Below are 25,597 nucleotides of genomic sequence, written 5' to 3'. Positions count from 1 at the left end.
GACAGGTGCTGCCCCGCTCACTCCTTGAGCCGGGGCAGCACCTGTTCGCACAGCAGGTGCAGGCTGCGCCAGCCCTCGTCCACGGGCATCCCGCCGCACAGCGGGTGCAGGACGAGGTTTCCCGCCCCGCCCGCGGCCCGGCCGTAGGCGACCGCCTCGTCCGGGGTGAGGACGCGGTACACGCCCTCCGCGCGCAGCTGCGCCACCGAGCGCGCGGTCGACCGTACGGCGCTGCGGACGTCCTTCGACTGCCAGGCCGCGTACGCCGCGGCCTCGTGCAGGAAGCACCCGCCGTACTCGGACCAGACCCGGTCCGGGTCCTGCGCGACGTGCAGCAGGGGGGTCTCGGCCGCGGGCATCAGGCAGAAGCCCTCCGTGCCGTACTCGGCGCGCCGCGCGTGGTAGTACGCCTCCAGCTCCGGCAGGTGCGCGCTCGGGAAGAACGGCAGCCCCAGCCGGGCCGCGCGCCGGGCCGCCGCCCGGGAGCCACCGCCGACCAGGAGCGGCGGGTGCGGCCGGGTGGAGGGCCGCGGGGTGACCCGTACGGTACGGCCGCGGAAGGCGAACGGCTCGCCGGTCCACGCCTTCAGGAGGGTCTCCAGCAGTTCGTCCTGGAGCCTGCCGCGCCGGCCCCACTCCACGCCGTGCTGCTCGTACTCCTCGCGCCGGTAGCCGATGCCCGCGACGGTCACGAGGCGGCCGCCGCCCAGCAGGTCGAGGACGGCGATGTCCTCGGCGAGCTTCAGGGGGTCGTACAGCGGGCCGATGACCGCCGAGACGGTGACCGCGATCCGGCGCGTGGCGCCGAGGACCGCGCCCGCGAAGGCGAGCGGTGAGGGCAGCCAGTTGTCGTCGGCGCCGTGGTGTTCCTCCGTCTGGACGGTGTCGACGCCGCGGTCGTCCGCGTACTTGGCCATTTCCAGGGCGGCCCGGTAGCGGGCCGAGAGGGACTCGGGGGTGCCGTTCGGGTCGACGAGATTGAACCGTGCCACGGTGACGGGCATGGACATGAAGGAGTCCCCCTTCGCCGGATGCTGGACGGGCGGGCGAAGGGGGACGTTAGCTGACGCGCCGTCAGTTGGACAGGGGTCCCGTGAGGGCCGGCTCCGTGGCCGGACCGGCCTCGGCGGGCGCGGCCGGGGCAGCCGTGCGCGGCAGTACGGCGTAGAGCGCGCCCGAGGTCACGATGCCGGCCGCCCAGCCCAGGCCGTTCTGCCCGATCCAGGTGGTGGCGAGCGGCCCGCTGAACCAGTCCACCTTGGTGAACAGCAGGCCCACGGCCAGGGCGGCGGCCCAGGCGGTCATCGCCTGCCAGGCGAATCCGCCCCGGTACCAGTAGGCGCTGGTCCGCGTCGTGTCCAGCAGCGCGGGACCGTCGTAGGTCTTCCTGCGCAGCATGTCCACGCCGAAGACGCCGATCCACGCGGAGAAGGCGACGGCCAGCAGGGTCAGGAAGGAGATGAAGGAGCCGAAGAAGCTGGTGGCGACCACCATCAGCAGGAAGCCGAAGACCAGGCTGATGACGGCGTTCACGCTGACCGCCCAGGCGCGCGGGACCTTGATGCCGAGGGTCTGCGCCGTGAAACCGGCCGAGTACATGGACATCGAGTTGATCAGGAGCATCCCGACCAGCGCGGTGAGCAGGTACGGGACCGCGATCCAGGTCGGCAGCAGCTCGCCGATGAAGGAGACCGGGTCCTGTGCGGTGGCCAGGTCGGGCGTGCCGACGGCCATGACCGCGCCCATGAGGACCATCGGGATCACGACGACGCCGGCGCCGCCGATCGTCGCGCCCACCAGGCCCCGCGAGGAGGCGGTGCGCGGCAGGTAGCGGGTGAAGTCCGGACCGGAGGGCACCCAGCTGATGCCGCCGGCCGCGATGGTGCCGATGCCCGCGATCATCATCGCGGTGGAGCCGGCCGGCTTGCCGAAGACGGCGGACCAGTCGGTCGTGAACAGCAGGTACCCGAGGACGAGCACGCTGAAGGCGCCGAAGAGGTACGTGGACCACGTCGAGCAGAGGCGCAGCGCGTTGATGCCGAGGCCCGAGACCACGAAGGTGCAGCCCACGAAGAACAGCAGGGTGACGACGATGAGAGCGGTGTTGCTCTTGATGCCGAAGAGCAGGTCGAGGACGGTCAGGACGGCATAGGCGCCGCTGACCGCGTTGATGGTCTCCCAGCCCCACCGGGCCACCCAGATCAGCGCCCCGGGGAAGAGGTTGCCGCGCTGCCCGAAGACGGCCCGCGACAGGGCCATGCCGGGGGAGCCGCCCCGCTTGCCCGCGATGGAGATCAGGCCCACCATCCCGTACGAGACGACCGGCGCGGCGACCGCGACGACGAGCACCTGCCAGATGTTGAGCTTGTTGAAGATCACCAGGCCGGCGCCCATGGTCAGCAGCAGGACGCTGATGTTGGCGGCGACCCACGTGGGGACGAGCTCGCGGACCCGGCCGCTGCGCTCGCCGTCAGGGACGGGTTCCAGTCCGCGGGTCTCGACCGCGGTCTCCATCGCGGTCTCCATCGCGCCGTCGGCGGGGTCGGCAGGCATGCGGTACTCCGTGGGGAGGCGGGGCAAAGGGGGGAAGTCGCCCATCATCGTATATTCACACCGAACGGGGGATGGCCGCCGAGGGGCAGCCGGGCGGCGGCCACGGGCGGTGGGGGCAGCCGGGGCGCAGCTGGGAATACGGGTGGGGGCGCAGCCGAGGGGCAGACCGGGGGACAGACCGGGGGGCGCAGCCGGGCGGGCGCCCGCCCGGTCAGTGGCTGCGGACACCCCCGCCCGGGAAGCGGGGGGTCGTCCACGAGGTCGCGCATACTGGCTCTGTTATGGAAATCCTCATCCTTGCCGTAGTCATCGCCCTGGTCGCGGTCGGTGCGATCAGCGGGCTCGTGGTCGGCAGCCGCAAGAAGAAGCAGCTGCCGCCCTCGGCACCGTCGAGCACGCCGACCATCACTGCCCCGCCCGCCGAACCCCAGGTGGGCGAGGACGCCGCACCGACGGCGGAAGAGCCGCGCCGCACCATCGAGGAGGTCGACCTCCCCGACGCGGAGACCGCCCTCGACTCCCCGGTCGCGGTCGAGGACCCGGTCGTCGAGGCTCCGCCCGCGCCCGCGATCGAGATCCCCGAGCCCACCGCCGGCCGCCTGGTCCGGCTGCGCGCCCGCCTCGCCCGGTCGCAGAACTCGCTCGGCAAGGGACTGCTCACGCTGCTGTCCCGCGAGCACCTCGACGAGGACACCTGGGAGGAGATCGAGGAGACCCTCCTCATCGCCGACGTCGGCGTCGTGCCCACCCAGGAGCTCGTCGACCGGCTCCGCGAGCGGGTCAAGGTGCTCGGCACCCGCACCCCGGCGGACCTGCGCGCCCTCCTGAAGGAGGAGCTGCTGACCCTGCTGGGCACCGACTTCGACCGCGCGGTGAAGACCGAGAGCGGCGTCGACACCCCGGCCGTCGTGATGGTCGTCGGCGTCAACGGCACCGGCAAGACGACCACCACCGGCAAGCTGGCCCGCGTGCTCGTCGCGGACGGCCGCAGCGTGGTCCTCGGCGCGGCGGACACCTTCCGCGCCGCGGCCGCCGACCAGCTCCAGACCTGGGGCGAGCGGGTCGGCGCCCGCACCGTACGCGGCCCCGAGGGCGGCGACCCGGCCTCGATCGCCTACGACGCGGTCAAGGAGGGCATCGCCGAGGGCGCCGACGTGGTGCTCATCGACACGGCCGGCCGCCTGCACACGAAGACCGGGCTCATGGACGAGCTCGGCAAGGTCAAGCGGGTCGTGGAGAAGCACGGCCCGCTGGACGAGATCCTGCTGGTCCTCGACGCCACCACCGGGCAGAACGGCCTGACCCAGGCCCGCGTCTTCGCCGAGGTCGTGGACATCACCGGCATCGTGCTGACCAAGCTGGACGGCACCGCCAAGGGCGGCATCGTCGTCGCCGTCCAGCGGGAGCTGGGCGTCCCGGTCAAGCTCATCGGACTCGGAGAGGGCCCGGACGACCTGGCTCCCTTCGAGCCGGAGGCGTTCGTGGACGCGCTGATCGGCGACTGAACCGCGTCCGTACGCAGGCCTGTGCCCCCGCGTTCCGTCCGGAACCCGGGGGCACCGGCGTGGGCGGGGCCTATCCGCGGAAGCGGTGGCAGAGGTAGGCGAGGGTGCCCAGCAGCAGCCGTGCCTGCGGCGGGCCCCCCTCGCAGTCGAGCGCGGGCGAGCGCAGCCAGCTGACCGGGCCGAGCCCGGCCCGGTCGGACGGCGGGGCGGTCACGAAGGCGCCCTGGCCGAGGGCCCGCAGGTCGAGGTCGGCGTCGTCCCAGCCCATCCGGTAGAGCAGCCGCGGCAGCTCGGCCGCCGCTCCGGGCGCCACGAAGAACTGGGCCCGGCCGTCCGGGGTCACGATGACCGGCCCGAGCGGCAGGCCCATCCGCTCCAGCCGGACGAGCGCGCGCCGCCCGGCCTCCTCGGAGACCTCGATGACGTCGAAGGCACGGCCCGCGACGAGCAGGACCGCGGCGCCCGGGTACTCGCCCCACGTCGCCGTGGCCTCGTCGAGGGTGGCTCCGGCCGGGACCGTGGGGGCGAAGGCCAGGGGGTGCGCTCCGGGGGCGCCGCACCGCGCGTCCCCGCAGGAGCAGTCGCGGGCGGGCCCCCCGGCGCGGGCTCCGGGGACCACGTCCCAGCCCCACAGTCCGGTGTACTCCGCCACCGCCGTGCACTCCGTGGTCCGGCCGCGGCGCCGGGTGCCGGAACGGAACTCCCTGGTGCCGCGGCTGCCGCCGATCGTGAAGCCCATGCCCATGCCCCCTCCAACGGGTCCGACGTGCCGCTGGTTACGACGTCGGCGAGACCGGCTGTCGGACCTGGCGCCGGCTGCCGCGCGGGGTTGCCGCTCGCGGCTGCCCGGCGCACTCCTCGCCGCGCACGCCCCGCACGCACTTCCGTGCAACCGATCCTTTTCGGCTCGCTGTCAAGTGAATCGCGCCTGACGGGGTGGCGGGTTCATTCGAAGGGGTGGCGAATGGTGGCGATTCCGGGAACGGCCTCGCCGGAGGGGTGATCGTAGGATTACTTTCGGTGCACGAACCCCGAAGGCAGACCCGTCCGTGGGTATGCCGGAGGCAATGCGTGGAGGACTTGTGAAGGTCCGAGGCGGCGCTCGCCGCACCAGCCAGGGTTTCGTGAGGAAGAGGCTGAGCGGATGGGGGCGTTCCAGTGAGCGGCAGCGGCGCAAGCGGAACGAATGACGAATCCGTCGACCGGAATGTCCAGCTGACCTCGTGGTTCGTCCGCAGCGGCTGGTCCAAGGGCGAACTCGCCCGCCAGGTCAACCGCCGAGCCCGCCAGATGGGCGCCCACCACATCAGTACGGACACCTCCCGGGTCCGCCGCTGGCTCGACGGCGAACAGCCGCGCGAGCCCGTCCCGCGCATCCTCTCCGAGCTGTTCTCCGAGCGCTTCGGCTCCGTCGTCGCCATCGAGCAGCTGGGCCTGCGCACCGCGCACCAGACACCCTCCGTCTCCGGCGTCGACCTGCCGTGGGCCGGCCCGCAGACCGTCGAGCTGCTCGGCGAGTTCTCCCGCAGCGACCTGATGCTGGCCCGCCGCGGCTTCCTCGGGACCTCGCTCGCCCTCGCCGCCGGCCCCGCCCTCATCGAGCCGATGCAGCGCTGGCTCGTCCCGGCCCCGGCCGCCGACCCGGGACCGCGGGAGGCGGGGCCGGCGGGCCGCCTGGGCGGCCACCGCCCGCCCCGGCTCTCCGAACCGGAACTGGACCTGCTCGACGCCACGACGGTCATGTTCCGCCAGTGGGACGCCCAGTGCGGGGGCGGTCTGCGCCGCAAGGCCGTCGTGGGCCAGCTGCACGAGGTCACCGACCTGCTCCAGGAGAACCACCCGGCGCCGGTCGCCAAGCGGCTCTTCAAGGTCGCCGCCGAGCTCGCCGAACTGGCCGGCTGGATGAGCTACGACATCGGCATGCACCCCACCGCCCAGAAGTACTTCGTACTCGCCCTGCACGCCGCCAAGGAAGGCGGCGACAAGGCCCTCGGCTCGTACATCCTCTCCAGCATGAGCCGCCAGATGATCCACCTGGGCCGCCCCGAGGACGCCCTGGAACTGGTCCACCTCGCGCAGTACGGCAGCCGCGACTGCGCCGGCCCGCGCACCCAGGCCATGCTGTATGCGATGGAGGCCCGCGCCTACGCCAACATGGGGCAGCCCAGCCGCTGCAAGCGGGCCGTGCGGATGGCCGAGGACGCGTTCGGCGACGTGGGCTTCGGGGGCGAGCCCGAACCGGACTGGATCCGCTTCTTCTCCGAGGCGGAACTGAACGGCGAGAACTCCCACTCGTACCGCGATCTGGCCTACGTCGCCGGGCGCAGCCCCACGTACGCCTCCCTTGCCGAACCCCTCATGGAGCGGGCCGTCGAACTCTTCGAGAAGGACGAGGAGCACCAGCGCTCCTACGCCCTCAACCTCATCGGCATGGCCACCGTCCACCTGCTCCAGCGCGAGCCCGAGCAGGCCGCCGTGCTCGTCGGCCGGGCCCTCGACGTGGCGGGAAAGGTGCGGTCCGAAAGGGTCAACACCCGGCTGCGCAAGACCGTCGACAGCGCCGCCCGTGAATACGGCGACGTCGCCGACGTGGTGCGGCTGACCGACCACCTCGCCTCCCGGCTCCCCGAAGCCGCCGAGGCCGTCTGACGGCCCGGGCGGCCGTTCCCGAGGCCCCCGGCCGCGGCAGTCACCCCGAAGCCCGATCAGGCTCCCCCAGCCAGGCCGTCCGGGTACCGCCGCGGCCGGGCTTCTTCCGGCCCCCGTTCATGGAGGCGTAACACGCCCGACCTCTTCGTCACGGGCCCGAAACACCCAGCGGCGCCGCCGGAAACCGGCCTGCGCGAATCTCAAGGCCAATAACCGGCCAGTCCCGACCGGCTCCCCACCCCGGCCGGACCCCCTTAACGCCGCTCAGGTTTTCACGATCGCCCGCACGCGAACGTACCGACGACGAGGAGACGCCGATGGCATCAGCCATCACGACCCTCGCGGCAGACGCCCCGACGCTGTCTGCCGCGAACACCGGGTTCATGCTCATCTGCTCCGCCCTGGTCATGCTGATGACCCCGGGGCTCGCCTTCTTCTACGGGGGCATGGTCCGCGTCAAGAGCAGCCTCAACATGCTGATGATGAGCTTCATCAGCCTCGGGATCGTCACGATCCTGTGGGTGCTCTACGGCTTCAGCCTCGCCTTCGGCGCCGACTCCGGCGGCCTCATCGGGTGGTCCTCCGACTACGTGGGCCTCAGCGGCATCGGCATCACCGAGCTGTGGGACGGCTACACCATCCCGGTGTACGTCTTCGCCGTCTTCCAGCTGATGTTCGCCGTCATCACCCCCGCCCTGATCAGCGGCGCCCTGGCCGACCGCGTCAAGTTCAGCGCCTGGGCCCTGTTCACCGCCCTGTGGGTCACCGTCGTCTACTTCCCCGTCGCCCACTGGGTGTGGGGCGCCGGCGGCTGGCTCTTCGAGCTCGGCGTCATCGACTTCGCGGGCGGCACCGCCGTCCACATCAACGCCGGCGCCGCCGCCCTCGGCGTGATCCTGGTCATCGGCAAGCGCGTCGGCTTCAAGAAGGACCCGATGCGCCCGCACAGCCTCCCGCTCGTGATGCTCGGCGCCGGTCTCCTCTGGTTCGGCTGGTTCGGCTTCAACGCGGGCTCCTGGCTCGGCAACGACGACGGCGTCGGCGCCGTCATGTTCCTCAACACCCAGGTCGCCACCGCCGCCGCGATGCTCGCCTGGCTGGCGTACGAGAAGCTGCGCCACGGCTCCTTCACCACCCTCGGCGCCGCCTCCGGCGCGGTCGCCGGTCTCGTCGCCATCACCCCCGCCGGCGGCGCGGTCAGCCCGCTGGGCGCGATCGCCGTCGGCGCCATCGCCGGTGTGCTGTGCGCCATGGCGGTGGGCCTGAAGTACAAGTTCGGCTTCGACGACTCCCTCGACGTGGTCGGCGTCCACCTCGTCGGCGGTATCGCCGGCTCCCTCCTCGTCGGTCTCTTCGCCACCGGCGGCGTCCAGTCCGACGTGGCCGGCCTCTTCTACGGCGGCGGCCTGGAGCAGCTCGGCAAGCAGGCGGTCGGGGTCTTCTCCGTCCTGGCCTACTCTCTCGTGGCGTCCGCGCTGCTCGCCTTCCTCCTCGACAGGACGATCGGGATGCGGGTCAGCGAGGACGTCGAGGTCTCGGGCATCGACCAGGTCGAGCACGCCGAGACCGCCTACGACTTCAGCGGAGCGGGCGGCGGCTCCACCTCGCGGAGCACCGCCGTACCGACCCCCGTTGCCGCCGCGAGCAAGAAGGTAGACGCATGAAGCTCATCACCGCGATCGTGAAGCCGCACCGGCTGGACGAGATCAAAGAGGCACTGCACAGCTTCGGGGTCCAGGGCCTCACCGTCTCCGAGGCCAGCGGCTACGGCCGCCAGCGCGGCCACACCGAGGTCTACCGCGGCGCCGAATACACGGTGGACCTGGTGCCGAAGATCCGTATCGAGGTGGTCGTCGACGACGCCGACGCCGAGGACGTGATGCGGGTCGTCGTGGAAGCCGCCAAGACCGGCAAGATCGGTGACGGCAAGGTGTGGAGCGTCCCCGTGGACTCGGTCATCCGGGTCCGCACCGGCGAGCGCGGCGCTGACGCACTGTAGGACCGGTCCTCAACCACGGGAGCTTCTGGGTGACGAGCGTCGAAGAGACCACGGACCACACGGCCGACTCGGGACCCAGCGGTTACGCCGCGGCCCGGCTGCGACTCCTCCAGGAGGAGTCGCGGTCCGGGCCGTCGCGGCGTTCCGCTCTGGCCGGGCTGACCGACGACTGGCTGAACTCGCTGTTCACGACCGCCGTACGGGAAACCGGCGTACGGGGCGTCACCCTCGTGGCCGTCGGCGGCTACGGGCGGGCCGAACTCTCCCCCCGCAGCGACCTCGACCTGGTCCTGCTGCACGACGGCAAGGCCGAACCGCGGGCGCTCAGCGCACTGGCCGACCGGATCTGGTACCCGGTGTGGGACCTGGGCGTCGCCCTCGACCACTCGGTACGGACCCCCGGCGAGGCCCGCAAGACCGCCGCCGAGGACCTCAAGGCGCACCTCGGACTGCTGGACGCCCGGTCCGTCGCGGGCGACGCCGGACTCCTCGCCGGCCTGCGGACCTCCGTCCTGGCCGACTGGCGCAACCAGGCGCCCAAACGGCTCCCGCAGCTGCACTCCCTGTGCCGTGAACGGGCCGAGCGCGCCGGGGAGCTGCGCTTCCTGCTCGAACCCGACCTGAAGGAGTCCCGCGGCGGACTGCGGGACGTCACCGCGCTGCGGGCGGTGGCGGCGTCCTGGCTGGCCGACGCCCCGCGCGAAGGCCTTGCCGAAGCCCGGCGGCGGCTCCTGGACGCCCGGGACGCCCTGCACCTGGTGACCGGCCGGGCCACCGACCGGCTCTCCCTCCAGGAACAGGACCAGGTCGCGGCGCGGCTCGGGCTGCTGGACGCCGACGCGCTGCTGCGCGAGGTGTACGAGGCCGCGCGGGTGGTCGCGTACGCCGGTGACGTGACCTGGCGGGAGGTCGGGCGCGTGCTGCGGGCCCGTTCGTCCCGGCCGCGGCTGCGCGGCCTGCTCGGGACCCGCGGCGCCGCGGCGGCCCCCCGGGCGCCGCTGGCCGAGGGGGTCGTGGAGTCCGACGGCGAGGCGGTACTGGCCCTGGCCGCGCGCCCGGACCGGGACCCGGTGCTGACGCTGCGGTTCGCGGCCGCCGCCGCCCAGGCGGGTCTTCCCGCATCGCTGCACGCCGTACGCAGGCTCGCCGCCCAGTCGAAACCGCTGCCGGTGCCCTGGCCGGCGCAGGCGCGGGAGCAGCTGCTGACGCTGCTCGGCGCGGGGGAGCCGACGGTGGCCGTGTGGGAGGCGCTGGAGGCGGAAGGCCTGATCACCCGGCTGCTGCCCGACTGGGAGCGGGTGCGGTGCCGCCCCCAGCGCAACCCCGTGCACACCTGGACGGTGGACCGGCACCTGATCGAGACGGCCGTCCGGGCCTCGGCCCTCACCCGCCGGGTCGGCCGCCCCGACCTGCTGCTGATGGCGGCCCTCCTGCACGACATCGGCAAGGGCTGGCCCGGCGACCACTCGGTCGCGGGCGAAACCATCGCGCGCGACGTGGCCGTACGGGTCGGCTTCGACGCCGAGGACGCCGCCGTGCTGGCCGTGCTCGTACGCCACCACCTCCTGCTGATCGACACCGCGACCCGGCGCGACCTGGACGACCCCGCCACGGTGGAATCGGTCGCCCGGGCGGTCGGATCCCCCGGCACCCTGGAGATCCTGCACGCCCTGACCGAGGCCGACGCCCTGGCCACCGGACCGGCGGCGTGGAGCACCTGGCGCGGATCCCTGGTCGCGGACCTGGTCGCGCGGGTCGCCGCCGTCCTGCGCGGGGCGGCCCCGGCGGCGACCGAACCGGACATCCCCACGACGGAACAGGAGCGCCTGGCGGTGGAGGCGCTGCGCACCGGGGAACCGGTGCTGGCGCTGCACGCCCGCGAGGAGGAGGACGACGCGGTCGGCGTGGAGCTCGTCGTCGCGGTCCCCGACCAGCCCGGGGTCCTGCCCGCGGTGGCCGGCGTACTGGCCCTGCACCGCCTCACCGTCCGCGCGGCCGACCTGCGCTCCATGGAGCTTCCGGACCGGCTGGGCGAGGTCCTGGTCCTGCGCTGGCGGGTGGCGGCGCAGTACGGCTCACTGCCGCAGGGGGCCCGGCTGCGGACCGACCTGGTCCGCGCGCTGGACGGCTCGCTCGACATCCCGGCGAAGCTCGCGGACCGGGAGGCGGCGTACCCGAGTCGGCGCGGGGTGGTCCCGCCGCCGCCCCAGGTGACAGTCGTCCCGGACGTCTCCCCCCTGGCCACGGTCCTGGAGGTCCGCGCCCCCGACGCGGTCGGGCTGCTGCACCGGATCGGACGGGCACTGGAGGCGGCGGGGGTACGGGTGCGCAGCGCGCACGTCTCGACGCTCGGCGCCAACGCGGTGGACACCCTGTACGTGACCACCCTGGACGGCAAACCGCTGGACGGCCGGGCGGCGGCCGCCCTGGCCGGGTCCGTGGCATCGGCCCTGGCCTGAGCGGAACCATCCACCCGAGATCGACGTTGAGCACGTCATGGTCCCCGCTGCTGCGGGGATGATCCGCCGGGACAACACGTCCTGAAGATCGGCAAGGCCTGCTCCCCACACATGCGGGGACGTGACCTCGCCCGCCGGATCCGGCGGGCGAGGTCGATTCGTTTGCCGGGCCGGATACTCTGGAGGGCGACCCACCGCCCCCGACCCCAAGGACCAACGAGCGCCGTGTTCGATACTCTCTCCGACCGCCTGGCGAATACTTTCAAGGGCCTCCGTGGCAAGGGGCGCCTCAGCGAGCAGGACATCGACGCGGCGGCCCGGGAAATCCGTATCGCTCTCCTTGAGGCCGACGTCGCCCTCCCCGTCGTCCGCTCCTTCATCGCGAACGTCAAGGAGAGGGCCCGCGGCGAGGAGGTCAGCAAGGCGCTGAACCCCGGCCAGCAGGTCCTGAAGATCGTCAACGACGAGCTCGTGACCATCCTCGGCGGCGAGACCCGGCGGCTGCGCTACGCCAAGACCGCCCCCACCGTGATCATGCTGGCCGGTCTCCAGGGCGCCGGTAAGACCACCCTCGCCGGCAAGCTCGGCCTCTGGCTCAAGGGGCAGGGCCACGCCCCGCTCCTCGTGGCGTGCGACCTCCAGCGCCCCAACGCCGTCAACCAGCTCTCCGTCGTCGCCGACCGCGCGGGCGTCGCGGTCTACGCGCCCCAGCCCGGCAACGGCGTCGGCGACCCGGTCCAGGTCGCCAAGGACTCCATCGAGTACGCGCGCACCAAGCAGTACGACGTGGTCATCGTGGACACCGCCGGCCGCCTCGGCATCGACGCCGAGCTGATGCAGCAGGCCGCGGACATCCGCGACGCGGTCAGCCCCGACGAGATCCTCTTCGTCGTCGACGCGATGATCGGCCAGGACGCGGTCAACACCGCCGAGGCATTCCGCGACGGTGTGGGCTTCGACGGCGTGGTGCTCTCCAAGCTCGACGGCGACGCCCGGGGCGGCGCCGCGCTCTCCATCGCGCACGTCACCGGCAAGCAGATCATGTTCGCCTCGAACGGCGAGAAGCTGGACGAGTTCGACGCCTTCCACCCGGACCGCATGGCGGGCCGGATCCTCGACATGGGTGACATGCTCACCCTCATCGAGCAGGCCGAGAAGACCTTCAGCCAGGCCGAAGCCGAGAAGATGGCGGCCAAGCTGGCGAAGGGGCCCAAGGAGTTCACGCTCGACGACTTCCTGGCCCAGATGGAGCAGGTCCGCAAGATGGGCTCCATCTCTAAGCTGCTCGGCATGCTGCCGGGCATGGGCCAGATCAAGGACCAGATCAACAACATCGACGAACGCGACGTCGACCGCACCGCCGCGATCATCAAGTCGATGACCCCGGCCGAGCGCCACGACCCGACGATCATCAACGGCTCCCGCCGTGCCCGTATCGCCAAGGGTTCCGGCACCGAGGTCAGCGCCGTCAAGTCGCTGGTCGAGCGCTTCTTCGACGCCCGCAAGATGATGTCCCGCATGGCCCAGGGCGGCGGCATGCCCGGGATGCCGGGCATCCCGGGCATGGGTGGCGGCCCGGGCCGGCAGAAGAAGCAGGTCAAGCAGGCCAAGGGCAAGCGCAAGAGCGGCAACCCGATGAAGCGCCGGGAAGAGGAGGCCGCGGCCGCTCTGCGCCGGGAGCAGGGCCCGCAGGCGATCGAGCCCGCGGCCGGTGGCAGCCCCTTCGGCCTTCCGGCGGCCGGTCAGCCCGGCCAGGACTTCGACCTTCCGGACGAGTTCAAGAAGTTTATGAAGTAAGTCATGAAGTAAGTCATGAAGCAGGTCCTGAAGTAAGTGCGGAGAAGTTCCTGAAGCGGGGAAGAAGTTCCCGACGCGAGGTTCTTGACGCAGGAGCGCGCACGCAGCTGCGCGAGAGGAGCCCCGGCCGTGTTCCCACGGCCGGGGCTCCCGCGTTTCTGCCGGGGCGGGTGCCCCATTCATCCCTTATGGTCGGCCGGGAGAATGGCCGAAGGAGGCGCCCGTGCCCAGCCCCGCTCCCGTACCGCCCCGAGACCGGGCCGATACCCCCTGGCGTTCGGAGGGCGCACCGCCCACACCCGCCCCCAAGAAGGGGATGCCCGGCGGCTGGAGGGGGCTGATCCTCGCCGCCCTGCTCGTCTACCTGGTGACCAACGTGGTGCTGTCGTTCTTCAACGACGGCGACGAGCCGACCATCTCGTACACCGAATTCAGCAGGCAGGTCGCCAACGGCAACGTCTCCAAGATCTACTCCAAGGGCGACGCCATCCAGGGCCAGCTCAAGGCCGAACAGCCGGTGCCCGACGGCGGCAAGGGCGAATACACCAAATTCGTCACCCAGCGCCCCGCCTTCGCCGACGACGACCTGTGGGCCGACCTCACCCGGCAGAACGTGAACGTGACGGCCTCCCCGGTGGTCGAACAGCGCAGCTTCCTGGCCAATCTGCTCCTCTCCCTCGCCCCGATGCTCCTGCTGGTCCTCCTGTGGGTCTTCATCGCCCGCCGGATGGGCGGGGCGATGGGGGGCGGCATGGGCGCGCTGGGCCGCAAGGCGCCGCCCAAGCCGGTGGAGCTGGAAGGCGCCAAGCGCACGACCTTCGAGGACGTCGCGGGCATCGACGAGGTCGCGGGGGAGCTCAACGACGTGGTCGACTTCCTCAAGAACCCGCAGGCCTACCGGCGGATGGGCGCCCGCATGCCCGGCGGCGTGCTCTTGGCCGGCCCGCCCGGCACCGGCAAGACCCTGCTCGCACGGGCGGTCGCGGGCGAGGCCGGAGTGCCGTTCTTCTCGGCCTCCGCATCCGAGTTCATCGAGATGATCGTCGGCGTCGGCGCCTCCCGGGTGCGCGAGCTGTTCACCGAGGCGCGCAAGGTGGCTCCCTCGATCATCTTCATCGACGAGATCGACACCATCGGACGGGTACGCGGCGGTGGCGCGGCCATGGGCGGCCACGACGAACGCGAACAGACCCTGAACCAGATCCTCACCGAGATGGACGGCTTCTCCGGGTCGGAGGGCGTGGTCGTCCTGGCGGCGACCAACCGGGCGGCCGTCCTGGACCCCGCCCTCACCCGGCCCGGCCGCTTCGACCGCACCGTGCAGGTCTCCCCGCCCGACCGGGGCGGGCGCGAGGCCATCCTGCGCATCCACACCCGCGACATCCCGCTCGGGGGCGACGTCGACCTGGCCCAGGTGGCCCGTACGACCCCCGGCATGACGGGAGCGGAGCTCGCCAACCTGGCCAACGAGGCCGCGCTGCTGGCGGTCAAACGCCAGCAGGAGGAGGTCACCCAGTCCGACCTGTCGGACGCGCTGGAGAAGGTTCAGCTGGGCGCGGAGAGGTCGCTGGTCATGCCGGAGGGCGAACGCCGCCGTACGGCGTACCACGAGAGCGGTCACGCCCTCCTGGGCATGCTCCAGCCGGGCGCCGACCCCGTCCGCAAGATCACGATCGTGCCCCGCGGCCGTGCGCTCGGCGTCACCCTCTCGACCCCGGACGCGGACCGCTACGCGTACACGGAGGAGTACCTCCGCGGCCGCATCATCGGAGCGCTGGGCGGTATGGCGGCCGAGCAGATCGTCTACGACGTCATCACCACGGGCGCGGAGAACGACCTCGAACAGGTCACCAACCTCGTCCGCGGGATGGTCGGCCGCTGGGGCATGAGCGAGCGCGTGGGCCGCCTCACCGCGATCCCCTCCGACGGCCAGAGCCCGTACGGCCTGTCCGCCGCCCCGGCCACCCTCGACGCGGTGGACCACGAGATGCGGCGGATCGTCGACGAGTGCTACGAGAAGGCCTGCCGGCTCCTGCGCGAGAACCGTCCGAAACTCGACGCCCTGGCGGAGGCCCTCATGGCCAACGAGACCCTGGACGAGCCCGCCGCCTACGCCGCCGCCGGCATCACCCGCCTCACCAAGTGACTCTCACCGACCGACCGTGAGGAGGACGGCGCCGGGGGCGCGCGCGGCGGCGAAGCCGCCGCGGCCGGTTACTGCGAACGGGCGATGACGTAGCGGAAGATGTTCGGCAGCCACACGGCGCCGTCGGCCCGCTCGTACGGGTGAAGCGCCTCGGCCAGCTCCTTCTCCACCAGCGCGGGATCGGCCGTCCCGCCGGACGCCCCCGGGCCCGCTCCCGCCGGGCCGGTTCCCGCGACGGGATACAGCCCCGTCGACAGCAGCCCGCGCACCGCGCTGTCCACATCCGCGTACCCGAAGGGGCAGAACACCCGCCCGGAGCCCTCCGGCCGCAGCCCCGCACCCTCCACCACCGCGTCCAGGTCCCGGGGCGCGGGCCCGCCGCCCAGCACCGCGGGCACCGTGCACCGCTCCGCCGGGCCCCAGTCGGCCAGCACCACGGCCCCGCCCCGCCGGACCGTCGGCAGGGCCGCGGCCAGGGCCGCCGGATCCGGTGAGAAGGCCAGCAGGGCGTCGTACGGGGAGGGCGGCGAGGGCGGATCCGCCAGCACCTCCAGCAGCCGTTCACGGGCCAGGGCCCGGCGGTGCGGATCCGCCTCCACACCCGTGGCCACGGCTCCCCGCCCGGCTGCCAGCAGCAGGGGCAGTCCCGCCCCGCAGCCGAGGCCGAGCAACCGGTCTCCCGGCCCTACCTCAAGCCGGTCGTAGACCGCCTCGTACAGCGGTACCAGCATCCGTTCCTGGATCTCCGCCCAGTCGCGGGCGACGAGCGTGGCCATCGGCGTCGGTGTCATCGAAAGAGCGCTCCTGTTCCTTGTCGCCCCCGTGCCCCCGTTGCCAGAGAACTCCCCATTCGCCCCCGCGTCCAGAGGAGTGCGCCACCCGATTCACGCTCGGCGTGCGCGGCGCCGTACCATTCGCGCCATGGCAAAGGCTCCCGTTCTCACCCCCCAGGCGGAGGATTTCCCCCGCTGGTACCAGGATCTGATCAACAAGGCCGAGCTGGCCGACAACGGCCCGGTGCGCGGCACCATGGTCATCCGGCCGTACGGCTACGGCCTGTGGGAGCGGATGCAGCAGGAGATGGACGCGCGCATCAAGGACGCGGGCGCCCAGAACGCGTACTTCCCGCTTTTCATCCCCCAGTCGTACCTGACGAGGGAAGCCGAGCACGTCGAGGGCTTCGCCCCCGAGCTCGCGGTCGTCACGCACGGCGGCGGCAAGGAGCTGGAGGAGCCGGTCGTCGTCCGGCCCACCTCCGAGACGATCATCAACGACTACTTCTCCAAGTGGGTCCAGAGCTACCGTGACCTGCCCCTGCTGATCAACCAGTGGGCGAATGTGGTCCGCTGGGAAATGCGTCCGCGCGTGTTCCTCCGTACGAGTGAGTTCCTGTGGCAGGAGGGCCACACGGCCCACTCCACGTACGAGGAGGCCCGCGACTACGCCGCCCGGATCCACCGCGACGTCTACGGCGACTTCATGACGAACGTGCTCGGCATCGACGTCGTGCTCGGCCGCAAGACCGCCAAGGAGCGCTTCGCCGGCGCCATCAACACCCTCACCCTCGAAGGCATGATGGGGGACGGCAAGGCGCTGCAGCTGGGGACGAGCCACGAGCTCGGCACCAACTTCGCCAAGGCCTTCAACACCCAGTACCTGTCGAAGGAAGGCAAGCAGGAGCTCGTCTGGCAGACCTCGTGGGGCGTCTCGACCCGCATGGTCGGCGGCCTGATCATGTCCCACGGCGACGACAACGGCCTGCGGGTCCCGCCGCGCCTGGCGCACGTCCAGGTCGTCGTCATGGCGATCAAGGGCGACGAGGCCGTCGCGAAGGTCCGCGAGCTGGGCGCCCAGCTCAAGGCCGCCGGCATCCGCGTCCAGGTCGACGACCGCGTCGACACCCCCTTCGGCCGCCGCGCCGTGGACTGGGAGCTCAAGGGCGTACCGGTCCGCATCGAGATCGGCCCCCGCGACCTGGAGGCCGGCACCGCGATGCTGGCCCGCCGGATCCCGGGCGGCAAGACGCCGGTGCGGATCGACGCGCTGGCCGACCTGCTGCCCGAGGTGCTGGAGGAGGACCAGGCGCAGCTGCTGCGCGAGTCCCGCGAGCGCCGGGAGGCCCGTACCTCCGACGTCTCCACCATCGAGGAGGCTGCCGAGGCGGCCGTCGCGGGCGGCTGGGCGCGGATCCCGTGGGCGGACCTCGGCCCGGAGGGCGAGGCGAAGCTGGCCGAGCAGGCCGTCTCGGTACGCTGCCTGATCGCCGCGGACGGGTCGGTTCCGGAGTCGGACGACGCCCCTGGCACCCTCGCGATCGTCGCCCGCTCGTACTAGTCCGGTAACCGGACCGGATGACAGGACCGGATGACAGGACCGGGTGAGCGACACCAGTTCGATCCGCTACGCCCCGGACGTGCGGCCCTGCCGCGCCCCGGGGCGTAGTCGTCGTTACGTACCGACTTCTGCGGAGATCTGCGCACCCGTCCTCGTCGGGACGCATGAGACTGAACTGACTGGTACGTGCAAAAAATTTGCAATGGCCCGGAATCGGAACACCGGGGCACCCCGGCTCGTTGTCACGACGTGAGCACGACACCACCTGTTCTCGCCGCAGAGCTGGCGCAGGCGTGGGCCGATATTCAGCGGTACCACCCCGAGCTGCCTGACCTTGCCGCGCCCGAGTCCCTGATCGGAGAGTCCTCGTCCGCCTGCGGCGCCGAGCTCTCCTTCGAGCGACTGCTGCACGAGGCAGTCCACGGCATCGCCGCCGCCCGCGGAGTCCGCGACACTTCGCGCGCGGGCCGCTACCACAACCGCAGATTCCTCGCGATCGCCGAGGAGATGGGGCTGGACCACCCCGAAGAGCCGCATGCCAGCAGCGGCTTCTCGCTGGTCACCCTCAACCCCGAGGCGAAGAAGCGCTACCGCCCCACGATGGAGCGGCTGCACCGCGCCCTGAAGGCCCACACGGCCGCCACCTCCGCCGACACCAAGCGCAGCTTCCGCGGGCCGGCCGCCCGCCACGGCTCCTCCGGGGGCGGCGTCCGCGTCAAGGCGGTCTGCGACTGCGGGCGCAACGTACGCGTGGTCCCCTCCGTGCTGGCCCAGGCCCCGATCGTGTGCGGAAGCTGTATGAAGCCCTTCCGCATTCCCGAGGCGGCCGTCGCGGTGGCCTCCTGAGGCGCTCCGCGGGCGGGCCCGCCCGAGGCCGCCGCGGGGCGAGCCGCGGGGCACGGCCGGGACCGCCCGGGTACGGGGCTCCCCGCTCGGCAGCGGCGCGGGCGTATGGCACAATGGCTAGCTGTACTCGACAGTCGCATAGGACCCCTCTCTCCTCCGGCTGACGCGTCCATCGGGCATCCGAGTACCGCAACCCCACGTGGCATCTCATGTGCCCAACCACGTCAAGTTCAGGAGACACCACTCCAGTGGCAGTCAAGATCAAGCTCAAGCGCCTCGGCAAGATTCGCCAGCCGCACTACCGCATCGTCGTCGCCGACTCCCGCACCCGCCGGGACGGTCGTGCGATCGAGGAAATCGGTCTGTACCACCCGACGTACAACCCGTCGCGCATCGAGGTCAACGCCGAGCGTGCGCAGTACTGGCTCTCCGTCGGCGCCCAGCCGACCGAGGCCGTGCTCGCCATCCTGAAGCTGACCGGTGACTGGCAGGCCCACAAGGGCCTCCCCGCCCCCGCGCCGCTGCTGCAGCCGGAGGCCAAGGAAGACAAGCGTCGTAGCTTCGACGAGTTCGCCAAGACCCTTGAGGGTGGCGACGCCAAGGGCGAGGCCATCACCCAGAAGGCGAAGAAGGCCGACAAGAAGGCGGACGAGGCTGAGGCCACCGCCGAGTCGACCGAGGCCTGAGCATGCTCGAGGAGGCTCTTGAGCACCTCGTGAAGGGCATTGTGGACAACCCCGACGAAGTGCAGGTCGCCTCGCGCACCCTGCGTCGCGGACAGGTGCTGGAAGTCCGGGTCCACCCGGACGACCTCGGCAAGGTGATCGGCCGCAACGGCCGCACCGCACGTGCTCTGCGTACCGTCGTGGGCGCCATCGGCGGCCGGGGGATCCGCGTCGACCTCGTCGACGTGGACCAGGTCCGCTGAGACCCGGCTCGCTAGAAGCGTGATTCACCGGCACGGGCCGGGGAGGGCACTGGTTGCCCACCCCGGCCCGAGTCGTTTTCGCCCTCGGGCACGAGCAACCATTGATTGAGCAACCACGACGGAGACACAGTGGAGCTGGTAGTCGCGCGGATCGGCCGCGCCCACGGGATCAAGGGTGAGGTCACGGTCGAGGTCCGGACCGACGAGCCCGAGCAGCGGCTCGGGCCCGGCGCCGTCCTGAAGACCGAACCGGCGTCGGCGGGACCGCTGACCATCGAGACGGGCCGGCTGCACAGCGGGAAGCTGCTGCTGCGCTTCGAGGGCGTCAGGGACCGCACCGCCGCCGAGGCGCTGCGCAACGTCCTGCTCATCGCCGACGTGGACCCGATGGAGATGCCGGCGGAGTCCGACGAGTACTACGACCACCAGTTGATGGACCTGGACGTGGTCCTCGCCGACGGCACCGGGGTCGGCCGCATCACCGAGATCTCCCACCTGCCGTCGCAGGACCTCTTCATCGTCGAGCGGCCGGACGGCTCCGAGGTGATGATCCCCTTCGTGGAGGAGATCGTCGCCGAGATCGACCTGCTGGAGCAGCGCTGCGTCATCACGCCGCCGCCCGGACTGATCGACGACCGTGCGGAGGTCGCGTCGGCGCGTGACGCCGAGGCGGAAGCGCGTGCTGCCGAGGAAGAATCCTGATGCGTCTCGACGTCGTCACGATCTTCCCCGAGTACCTGGAGCCGCTGAACGTGTCCCTCGTCGGCAAGGCCCGCGCCCGGGGCCAGCTCGACGTACACGTCCATGACCTGCGGGACTGGACGTACGACCGGCACAACACGGTCGACGACACCCCGTACGGGGGCGGCCCCGGCATGGTCATGAAGACGGAGCCGTGGGGCGAGGCGCTGGACACGGCGCTGGCCGACGGCTACGAGTCGGGCGCGCACGGGCCGGTCCTGGTCGTCCCCACGCCCAGCGGCCGTCCCTTCACCCAGGAACTGGCCGTCGAACTCTCCGAGAGGCCGTGGCTGATCTTCACGCCGGCCCGGTACGAGGGCATCGACCGCCGGGTCGTGGAGGAGTACGCCACCCGGATACCGGTGTACGAGGTCTCCATCGGCGACTACGTGCTGGCGGGCGGCGAGGCCGCCGTCCTCGTCGTCACCGAGGCCGTGGCCCGGCTGCTGCCCGGAGTGCTCGGCAACGCCGAGTCCCACCGCGACGACTCCTTCGCCCCCGGCGAGATGGCGAACCTGCTGGAGGGGCCGGTCTACACCAAGCCCCCCGAGTGGCGCGGCCGGGGCATTCCCGACGTGCTGCTCAGCGGCCACCACGGGAAGATCGCCCGCTGGCGCCGCGACGAGGCCTTCCGCCGCACGGCCCTGAACCGCCCCGACCTGATCGAGCGCTGCGAGGCCGCCGCCTTCGACAAGAAGGACCGGGAGATCCTGGGCGCCCTGGGCTGGAAACCGTCCGGGGACGGCCGATTTTGGCGCAGGCCCGAGGCCGTGGAAGAATAGGCGGCTGCTGTACGCCCGCCAGCGCTCCTGCCACAGGGGGACCGTCGCCCGGCGGGTGGAACGGCTCCCGAATTCTCTACAAAAACCCGCTCGGCGGCCTGTGGCGTCGTGCGAAGAAAGCAGACGAAGAACATGTCTCACCTGCTCGACGGCATTAACGCCGCCACCGTCCGCACGGACGTCCCGGCCTTCCGCCCCGGTGACACCGTCAACGTGCACGTCCGCGTGATCGAGGGCAACCGCTCCCGTATCCAGCAGTTCAAGGGCGTCGTCATCCGTCGCCAGGGCTCCGGCGTCTCCGAGACCTTCACCGTTCGCAAGGTCTCCTTCAGCGTGGGCGTGGAGCGTACCTTCCCGGTGCACTCCCCGATCTTCGAGAAGATCGAGCTCGTCACCCGCGGTGACGTGCGCCGCGCGAAGCTGTACTACCTCCGTGAGCTCCGCGGCAAGGCCGCGAAGATCAAGGAGAAGCGCGACAAGTGAGGTCCCCTCCGGGGTCCGGGGGCGGCCGGATAGGCTCGCCCCCGATGGACACCGGAGCACCTCACCCGCAGCGCGGCCACTCTTCCCCCGACGAGGGGGAGGAGCGGCCGCGTTCGGCGTTTCCGGGGCCGGACGGGCCCTCGGCCGACCGGCCGGCCGAGGCGCGGCTGACCTGGCGGCGGGCCGGAGTGCTCGGGGCCGTCTGCGCCGTCTTCCTGCTGCTCCTCAGCAATTTCGTCGTCCAGCCCTTCCTGATCCCGAGCCGGTCGATGGAGCCGACATTGCGGGTCGGGGACCGGGTCCTGGTCAACAAGCTGGCGTACCGTTTCGGCGACCAGCCGCGCCGCGGGGACCTGGTGGTCTTCGACGGCACCGGTTCCTTCGTACGCGAACGGGCCGGCGGCGGCGATCCGATCGGCGCGGCCCTGCACGGCGCCGCCTCGGCGATCGGGCTGGCGGAGCCGTCCGACACCGACTTCGTGAAGCGGGTCGTGGGCGTGGGCGGCGACGACGTGGTGTGCTGCGACGCCTCCGGCCGCGTCGAGGTCAACGGCGTCCCGCTGGAGGAGCCGTACCTGTATCCCGGTGACGCGCCCTCCAAGGTGCCCTTCCGTATCGTCGTTCCCCTCGGCACCCTGTGGGTCATGGGCGACCATCGTTCCCAGTCCCGGGACTCCCGGGACCACCTGGGCGAGCCGGGCGGGGGGATGGTGCCGGTGGAGAAGGTGATCGGGCGGGCCGACTGGATCGGCTGGCCGCTCTCGCGCTGGGGCGGGCATGGGTAGCCGGGGGCGGCCGAGAGGCGGGCGCGACCCCGAGCCCGAGCCCGAGCCGGAACCGGAGTACGTGGCGCCGCCGGAGGGCGGCGGCGGCCGGGCCCAGCGCCGGCGGCTGGCCCGTCGCGTACGGCGCCGCCGCCGCACCCGCCGGGTGGGCGAGCTGCCGCTGCTGGTGGTCGTGGCCCTCTGCATAGCCCTGCTCCTCAAGACCTTCCTCGTACAGGCCTTCTTCATCCCGTCGGGCTCGATGGAGCAGACGCTGCGCATCGGCGACCGGGTGCTGGTCGACAAGCTGACTCCGTGGTTCGGCTCCAAGGTCGAGCGCGGCGACGTCGTCGTCTTCAAGGACCCCGGCGGCTGGCTGAAAGACGACGCCCCCCGCCCCGCCCCGGACCCGGTCGGGGTCAAGCAGCTCAAGCAGGCCATGACCTTCATCGGCCTGCTGCCCTCGGCGGACGAGCAGGACCTGATCAAGCGGGTCGTGGCCGTCGGCGGCGACACGGTCAAGTGCTGCGACGGCAGGGGCCGGGTCAGCGTCAACGGGGCGCCACTCGATGAGCCGTACGTGAAGGCCGGCAATGTCCCCTCCGAGATCGGCTTCGAGGTGCGGGTGCCGGTGGGACGGCTCTTCGTACTGGGTGACCACCGGGCGAATTCGGCCGATTCCCGCTACCACCTCGACGAGGCGTTCCAGGGCACGATCGACGAGAAGGACGTCGTGGGGGAAGCCGTGGTGATCGCCTGGCCCTTCGGCCACTGGCACCGGCTAGAGCAGCCCGCGACCTTCCTCATGGTTCCCGACGAGGCGCGCGGCGAGCGGCGCGGCCGCGGTCGGCGCCGCGGGGGCGCGCCGTTCGCATAGTGTGTCCTGGGTCTCCCGCGCCTTAGGGAACTCCCGCTCGTTAGGGGAGGGGAGGGCCCGTGCCCGTTCGGCGCGGGCGGCGATCGCGAGTGAGGAGTGGATGTGGGGGATGTGGCGGTAGGCGCACGATCCGGACGCGACGAGGGCGAGGAGCGGCCGGACGGTGCCGTCGAGCGCGAGACCGAGGGCGAGGGTGCCGCGGCGCGTCCGCACCGCTCGTTCTGGAAGGAGCTGCCGCTCCTCATCGGTATCGCCCTGCTGCTGGCCCTGCTGATCAAGACCTTCCTGGTGCAGGCGTTCTCGATCCCGTCCGACTCGATGCAGAACACCCTGCAGCGTGGCGACCGCGTGCTGGTGGACAAGCTGACCCCGTGGTTCGGCTCGGAGCCCGAGCGCGGTGAGGTCGTGGTCTTCCACGACCCCGCGGGCTGGCTGGACGGCGAGCCGACGCCGGAGCCGAATCTCGCGCAGAAGGCCCTCAGCTGGATCGGCCTGATGCCGTCCGCCGAGGAGAAGGACCTGATCAAGCGGACCATCGCGATCGGCGGGGACACGGTCGAGTGCAAGAAGGGCGGACCGGTCGTCGTCAACGGCAAGGCGCTGGACGAGCCGTATGTCTACCCCGGGAACAGCGCCTGCGACGACGCCCCCTTCGGCCCGATCAAGGTGCCCCAGGGCAAGATCTGGGTGATGGGCGACCACCGGCAGAACTCGCAGGACTCCCGCTATCACATGCAGGACTCCACCCTGGGCTTCGTGCCGGTCGACAAGGTCGTCGGGCGGGCCGTGGTGGTCGCCTGGCCCGTCACCCGCTGGTCCACGCTGCCCGTCCCGGACACCTTCGACCAGCCGGGCATCGGCAACCAGGCCGCGGCGACCGCGCTCGGTCTCGGAGCCGCCGGGCTGGCGCCGGCCGGGCTCGCTCCGGCCGCGCTGGGGTCCGTGGGCGCGGTGCCGCTCGTCCTGTGGCGCCGGCGCAGGCTGACCCGCGGGAGTACCGCCGGGTAGGGTGCCGCCCAGGTCGACGATCTCCGGAGTGCTGGGGGCGCTGCACATGGGCGGAATACAAGCAGGCGGTAGGAGTACGAAGCGTGGTGGCGAGGATGGCCGCGGCGGTCTCGGCAATGTGCTGTCGGGACTGGCCGTGGCCATCGGCTTTGCGCTCTTCGTCGGTGGCTTCGTGTGGGGGGCGGTGCTCTACCAGCCCTACACGGTGCCGACCGACTCGATGGAGCCCACGGTCCGGCCCGGGGACCGGGTGCTGGCGCAGCGCATCGACGGCGGTGACGTGCGCCGCGGGGACGTGGTCGTCTTTACTGATTCCATGTGGAGCGACGCGCCCATGGTCAAGCGGGTCGTCGGGATCGGCGGCGACACCGTCGCCTGCTGCGGCGCCGGCGGCCGCCTGACGGTGAACGGCAGGGAACTGGACGAGCCGTATCTCGACGGGACCGGCACGGCGGCCGGAGCGGCCTCCCTGACCCCCTTCGAGGTGGCCGTCCCCGAGGGCAAGCTCTTCCTGCTGGGCGACAGCCGCGCCGCATCCCTGGACTCCCGGGCGCATCTCCAGGAGGCCGGGCAGGGAACCGTGGACCGCTCCGCCGTCCGGGCCCGGGTGGACGCCGTGGCGTGGCCTTCGATGGCCATGCTGGAGCGGCCGCACACCTACGCCGCCCTGCCGGGAGGGGTCTCCATGCCCGGCCCGCTGCGGCTCCAGGTGGGAGCGGTGGCGGTCGGGGCCGCCCTGGTGGTGCTGGGAGCCGCGTACGGGCCGCTCGTACGGCTTCTGGGGCGCGGACGGCGCGGGGAGCGCGGCGGTGGCCGCTGACCCGGCCGCTGACCCGGCCGCGGCGGCGGCCGCGGCCGGCGGCGCCGGGCCCGTCCGGCAGGTGTCGCGGGTGATCCTGCTGGACCCCGCGGACCGGATCCTGCTGCTGCACGGCTTCGAGCCGGCGGATCCGGCGGACGCCTGGTGGTTCACCCCGGGCGGCGGCCTGGAGGGCGCCGAGAGCCGGGAGCAGGCCGCGCTGCGCGAACTGGCGGAGGAGACGGGGATCACAGAGGTCGAGCTGGGGCCGGTGCTGTGGCACCGGTACTGCTCGTTCCCCTTCGACGGGCGGCGCTGGGAGCAGGACGAGTGGTACTTCCTGGCCCGTACCGCCCAGACGGAGACCCGGATGGGGGGCTTCACGGAGCTGGAGCGGCGCAGCGTCACCGGAGCCAGGTGGTGGACCTCCGAAGAACTGCTCGCGGCCCGTGAGACGGTGTACCCGACCAGACTCGCCGAGCTGCTGAGGACGCTGCTCGACGACGGTCCTCCGGGCGCGCCGGTGGTCCTGGCCCCGGAAATCGTCTAGGGGTGCGGGGGCCTGGCGCACAATGGGGGGACGCACGGCTGAAGGGGAACATGCCATGAGTGCCGAGGACCTCGAAAAGTACGAGACCGAGATGGAGCTGAAGCTCTATCGGGAGTACCGCGACGTCGTCGGGCTGTTCAAGTATGTGATCGAGACCGAACGCCGTTTCTACCTCACCAACGACTACGAGATGCAGGTGCACTCCGTCCAGGGGGAGGTCTTCTTCGAGGTCTCGATGGCCGACGCGTGGGTCTGGGACATGTACCGGCCGGCTCGCTTCGTGAAGCAGGTACGGGTGCTGACGTTCAAGGACGTGAACATCGAGGAGCTCAACAAGAGCGATCTCGAACTGCCGGGGAGCTGAGCCGCCCGTCCCC

Annotated in this window: 24 protein-coding genes; 20 read left to right on the top strand and 4 right to left on the bottom strand. The window is 71.8% G+C overall.

What is annotated here, in order from left to right; genetic code table 11:
- Positions 1-17: 17 nt before the first annotated feature.
- Both ACWDX7_RS18530 and ACWDX7_RS18525 read right to left on the bottom strand, forming a co-directional pair.
- Positions 18-1,004, bottom strand: coding sequence for an LLM class flavin-dependent oxidoreductase (locus ACWDX7_RS18530; RefSeq protein ID WP_451490043.1), 987 nt, complete (start codon positions 1,002-1,004; stop codon positions 18-20).
- Positions 1,005-1,074: 70 nt separating this feature from the next.
- Positions 1,075-2,553 carry a cytosine permease gene (locus tag ACWDX7_RS18525; protein ID WP_451489922.1) on the bottom strand — a complete coding sequence of 493 codons (1,479 nt, stop codon included), beginning with the start codon at positions 2,551-2,553 and terminating at the stop codon, positions 1,075-1,077.
- A gap of 281 nt (positions 2,554-2,834) precedes the next feature.
- Here ACWDX7_RS18525 and ftsY point away from each other — a divergent pair, with 281 nt between their 5' ends.
- Positions 2,835-4,058 (top strand): signal recognition particle-docking protein FtsY, encoded by a 1,224-nt coding sequence (ftsY, locus tag ACWDX7_RS18520; protein WP_451489921.1) that lies wholly within the window; start codon positions 2,835-2,837, stop codon positions 4,056-4,058.
- Positions 4,059-4,128: 70 nt separating this feature from the next.
- On the opposite strand, the gene ACWDX7_RS18515 is transcribed toward ftsY, so the two are convergent.
- Positions 4,129-4,797, bottom strand: a complete 669-nt coding sequence (locus ACWDX7_RS18515) for a bifunctional DNA primase/polymerase (protein WP_451490042.1) — start codon at positions 4,795-4,797, stop codon at positions 4,129-4,131.
- Positions 4,798-5,216: 419 nt separating this feature from the next.
- Here ACWDX7_RS18515 and nsdA point away from each other — a divergent pair, with 419 nt between their 5' ends.
- From nsdA to ftsH, 6 genes are all read left to right on the top strand, one after another.
- Positions 5,217-6,707 carry a transcriptional repressor NsdA gene (gene nsdA, locus ACWDX7_RS18510; RefSeq protein ID WP_451489920.1) on the top strand — a complete coding sequence of 497 codons (1,491 nt, stop codon included), beginning with the start codon at positions 5,217-5,219 and terminating at the stop codon, positions 6,705-6,707.
- 317 nt (positions 6,708-7,024) lie between these two features.
- Positions 7,025-8,371, top strand: a complete 1,347-nt coding sequence (locus ACWDX7_RS18505; RefSeq protein WP_451489919.1) for an ammonium transporter — start codon at positions 7,025-7,027, stop codon at positions 8,369-8,371.
- A complete protein-coding gene (locus tag ACWDX7_RS18500) occupies positions 8,368-8,706 on the top strand; it encodes a P-II family nitrogen regulator (RefSeq protein WP_451489918.1) in 339 nt (112 codons plus the stop codon). Before ACWDX7_RS18505 ends, ACWDX7_RS18500 begins: the two co-directional genes overlap by 4 nt.
- Before the next feature lie 29 nt (positions 8,707-8,735).
- Positions 8,736-11,165, top strand: coding sequence for a [protein-PII] uridylyltransferase (locus ACWDX7_RS18495; RefSeq protein WP_451489917.1), 2,430 nt, complete (start codon positions 8,736-8,738; stop codon positions 11,163-11,165).
- Between the two features lie 225 nt (positions 11,166-11,390).
- Positions 11,391-12,962 carry a signal recognition particle protein gene (gene ffh / locus ACWDX7_RS18490; protein WP_451489916.1) on the top strand — a complete coding sequence of 524 codons (1,572 nt, stop codon included), beginning with the start codon at positions 11,391-11,393 and terminating at the stop codon, positions 12,960-12,962.
- Positions 12,963-13,278: 316 nt separating this feature from the next.
- The gene (ftsH, locus tag ACWDX7_RS18485; protein WP_451490041.1) at positions 13,279-15,108 is read left to right on the top strand and encodes an ATP-dependent zinc metalloprotease FtsH; all 1,830 of its coding nucleotides are present in this window, start codon (positions 13,279-13,281) and stop codon (positions 15,106-15,108) included.
- A 68-nt stretch (positions 15,109-15,176) separates the two neighbouring features.
- Here the strand turns inward: ftsH and ACWDX7_RS18480 are convergent, their stop codons facing one another.
- Complete coding sequence (locus ACWDX7_RS18480; protein WP_451489915.1) at positions 15,177-15,899, bottom strand: methyltransferase type 11; 723 nt, start codon at positions 15,897-15,899, stop codon at positions 15,177-15,179.
- A gap of 130 nt (positions 15,900-16,029) precedes the next feature.
- Between ACWDX7_RS18480 and proS the strand changes: the two genes are divergently transcribed.
- The 13 genes from proS (at position 16,030) to ACWDX7_RS18415 (ending at position 25,584) form a co-directional block, all read left to right on the top strand.
- Entirely contained in the window at positions 16,030-17,442 is a 1,413-nt protein-coding gene (gene proS, locus ACWDX7_RS18475; protein WP_451489914.1) for a proline--tRNA ligase, read from the top strand.
- 249 nt (positions 17,443-17,691) lie between these two features.
- Entirely contained in the window at positions 17,692-18,288 is a 597-nt protein-coding gene (locus ACWDX7_RS18470; RefSeq protein WP_451489913.1) for a hypothetical protein, read from the top strand.
- A gap of 248 nt (positions 18,289-18,536) precedes the next feature.
- Positions 18,537-18,974 (top strand): 30S ribosomal protein S16, encoded by a 438-nt coding sequence (rpsP, locus tag ACWDX7_RS18465; RefSeq protein WP_451489912.1) that lies wholly within the window; start codon positions 18,537-18,539, stop codon positions 18,972-18,974.
- Between the two features lie 2 nt (positions 18,975-18,976).
- Positions 18,977-19,216, top strand: coding sequence for an RNA-binding protein (locus tag ACWDX7_RS18460; RefSeq protein ID WP_330332869.1), 240 nt, complete (start codon positions 18,977-18,979; stop codon positions 19,214-19,216).
- Positions 19,217-19,345: 129 nt separating this feature from the next.
- On the top strand, positions 19,346-19,918 hold the full coding sequence (gene rimM / locus ACWDX7_RS18455) for a ribosome maturation factor RimM (protein ID WP_451489911.1): 573 nt from the start codon (positions 19,346-19,348) through the stop codon (positions 19,916-19,918).
- Positions 19,918-20,739 carry a tRNA (guanosine(37)-N1)-methyltransferase TrmD gene (gene trmD, locus ACWDX7_RS18450; protein WP_451489910.1) on the top strand — a complete coding sequence of 274 codons (822 nt, stop codon included), beginning with the start codon at positions 19,918-19,920 and terminating at the stop codon, positions 20,737-20,739. The genes rimM and trmD overlap by 1 nt, the downstream gene beginning before the upstream one ends.
- Positions 20,740-20,871: 132 nt before the next feature.
- On the top strand, positions 20,872-21,222 hold the full coding sequence (gene rplS, locus ACWDX7_RS18445; protein ID WP_451489909.1) for a 50S ribosomal protein L19: 351 nt from the start codon (positions 20,872-20,874) through the stop codon (positions 21,220-21,222).
- A 44-nt stretch (positions 21,223-21,266) separates the two neighbouring features.
- Positions 21,267-22,007, top strand: coding sequence for a signal peptidase I (gene lepB, locus ACWDX7_RS18440; RefSeq protein WP_451489908.1), 741 nt, complete (start codon positions 21,267-21,269; stop codon positions 22,005-22,007).
- The gene (gene lepB, locus ACWDX7_RS18435) at positions 22,000-22,863 is read left to right on the top strand and encodes a signal peptidase I (RefSeq protein ID WP_451489907.1); all 864 of its coding nucleotides are present in this window, start codon (positions 22,000-22,002) and stop codon (positions 22,861-22,863) included. The genes lepB (ACWDX7_RS18440) and lepB (ACWDX7_RS18435) overlap by 8 nt, the downstream gene beginning before the upstream one ends.
- Positions 22,864-22,974: 111 nt before the next feature.
- Positions 22,975-23,871 carry a signal peptidase I gene (lepB, locus tag ACWDX7_RS18430; protein ID WP_451490040.1) on the top strand — a complete coding sequence of 299 codons (897 nt, stop codon included), beginning with the start codon at positions 22,975-22,977 and terminating at the stop codon, positions 23,869-23,871.
- A gap of 46 nt (positions 23,872-23,917) precedes the next feature.
- Positions 23,918-24,691, top strand: coding sequence for a signal peptidase I (gene lepB, locus ACWDX7_RS18425; RefSeq protein WP_451490039.1), 774 nt, complete (start codon positions 23,918-23,920; stop codon positions 24,689-24,691).
- A complete protein-coding gene (locus ACWDX7_RS18420; RefSeq protein ID WP_451489906.1) occupies positions 24,681-25,220 on the top strand; it encodes an NUDIX hydrolase in 540 nt (179 codons plus the stop codon). The genes lepB (ACWDX7_RS18425) and ACWDX7_RS18420 overlap by 11 nt, the downstream gene beginning before the upstream one ends.
- Positions 25,221-25,275: 55 nt before the next feature.
- A complete protein-coding gene (locus tag ACWDX7_RS18415) occupies positions 25,276-25,584 on the top strand; it encodes a DUF2469 domain-containing protein (protein WP_005311352.1) in 309 nt (102 codons plus the stop codon).
- Positions 25,585-25,597: the final 13 nt, after the last annotated feature.

The sequence above is a fragment of the Streptomyces sp. NPDC003034 genome, assembly GCF_053591375.1.
This window is presented reverse-complemented; position numbering and strand designations above follow the sequence as displayed.

Bases quoted from the DNA above. Each gene is read 5' to 3' on its own strand.
- ACWDX7_RS18480 (WP_451489915.1), bottom strand. From the start codon at position 15,899: ATGACACCGACGCCGATGGCCACGCTCGTCGCCCGCGACTGGGCGGAG.
- ACWDX7_RS18505 (WP_451489919.1), top strand. From the start codon at position 7,025: ATGGCATCAGCCATCACGACCCTCGCGGCAGACGCCCCGACGCTGTCT.
- rplS (WP_451489909.1), top strand. From the start codon at position 20,872: ATGTCTCACCTGCTCGACGGCATTAACGCCGCCACCGTCCGCACGGAC.
- ACWDX7_RS18530 (WP_451490043.1), bottom strand. From the start codon at position 1,004: ATGCCCGTCACCGTGGCACGGTTCAATCTCGTCGACCCGAACGGCACC.
- ACWDX7_RS18460 (WP_330332869.1), top strand. From the start codon at position 18,977: ATGCTCGAGGAGGCTCTTGAGCACCTCGTGAAGGGCATTGTGGACAAC.
- ftsH (WP_451490041.1), top strand. From the start codon at position 13,279: ATGCCCGGCGGCTGGAGGGGGCTGATCCTCGCCGCCCTGCTCGTCTAC.
- lepB (WP_451490039.1), top strand. From the start codon at position 23,918: ATGGGCGGAATACAAGCAGGCGGTAGGAGTACGAAGCGTGGTGGCGAG.
- lepB (WP_451489908.1), top strand. From the start codon at position 21,267: ATGGACACCGGAGCACCTCACCCGCAGCGCGGCCACTCTTCCCCCGAC.
- ACWDX7_RS18525 (WP_451489922.1), bottom strand. From the start codon at position 2,553: ATGCCTGCCGACCCCGCCGACGGCGCGATGGAGACCGCGATGGAGACC.
- ACWDX7_RS18515 (WP_451490042.1), bottom strand. From the start codon at position 4,797: ATGGGCTTCACGATCGGCGGCAGCCGCGGCACCAGGGAGTTCCGTTCC.
- trmD (WP_451489910.1), top strand. From the start codon at position 19,918: ATGCGTCTCGACGTCGTCACGATCTTCCCCGAGTACCTGGAGCCGCTG.
- ftsY (WP_451489921.1), top strand. From the start codon at position 2,835: ATGGAAATCCTCATCCTTGCCGTAGTCATCGCCCTGGTCGCGGTCGGT.
- proS (WP_451489914.1), top strand. From the start codon at position 16,030: ATGGCAAAGGCTCCCGTTCTCACCCCCCAGGCGGAGGATTTCCCCCGC.
- ACWDX7_RS18415 (WP_005311352.1), top strand. From the start codon at position 25,276: ATGAGTGCCGAGGACCTCGAAAAGTACGAGACCGAGATGGAGCTGAAG.
- ACWDX7_RS18500 (WP_451489918.1), top strand. From the start codon at position 8,368: ATGAAGCTCATCACCGCGATCGTGAAGCCGCACCGGCTGGACGAGATC.
- lepB (WP_451489907.1), top strand. From the start codon at position 22,000: ATGGGTAGCCGGGGGCGGCCGAGAGGCGGGCGCGACCCCGAGCCCGAG.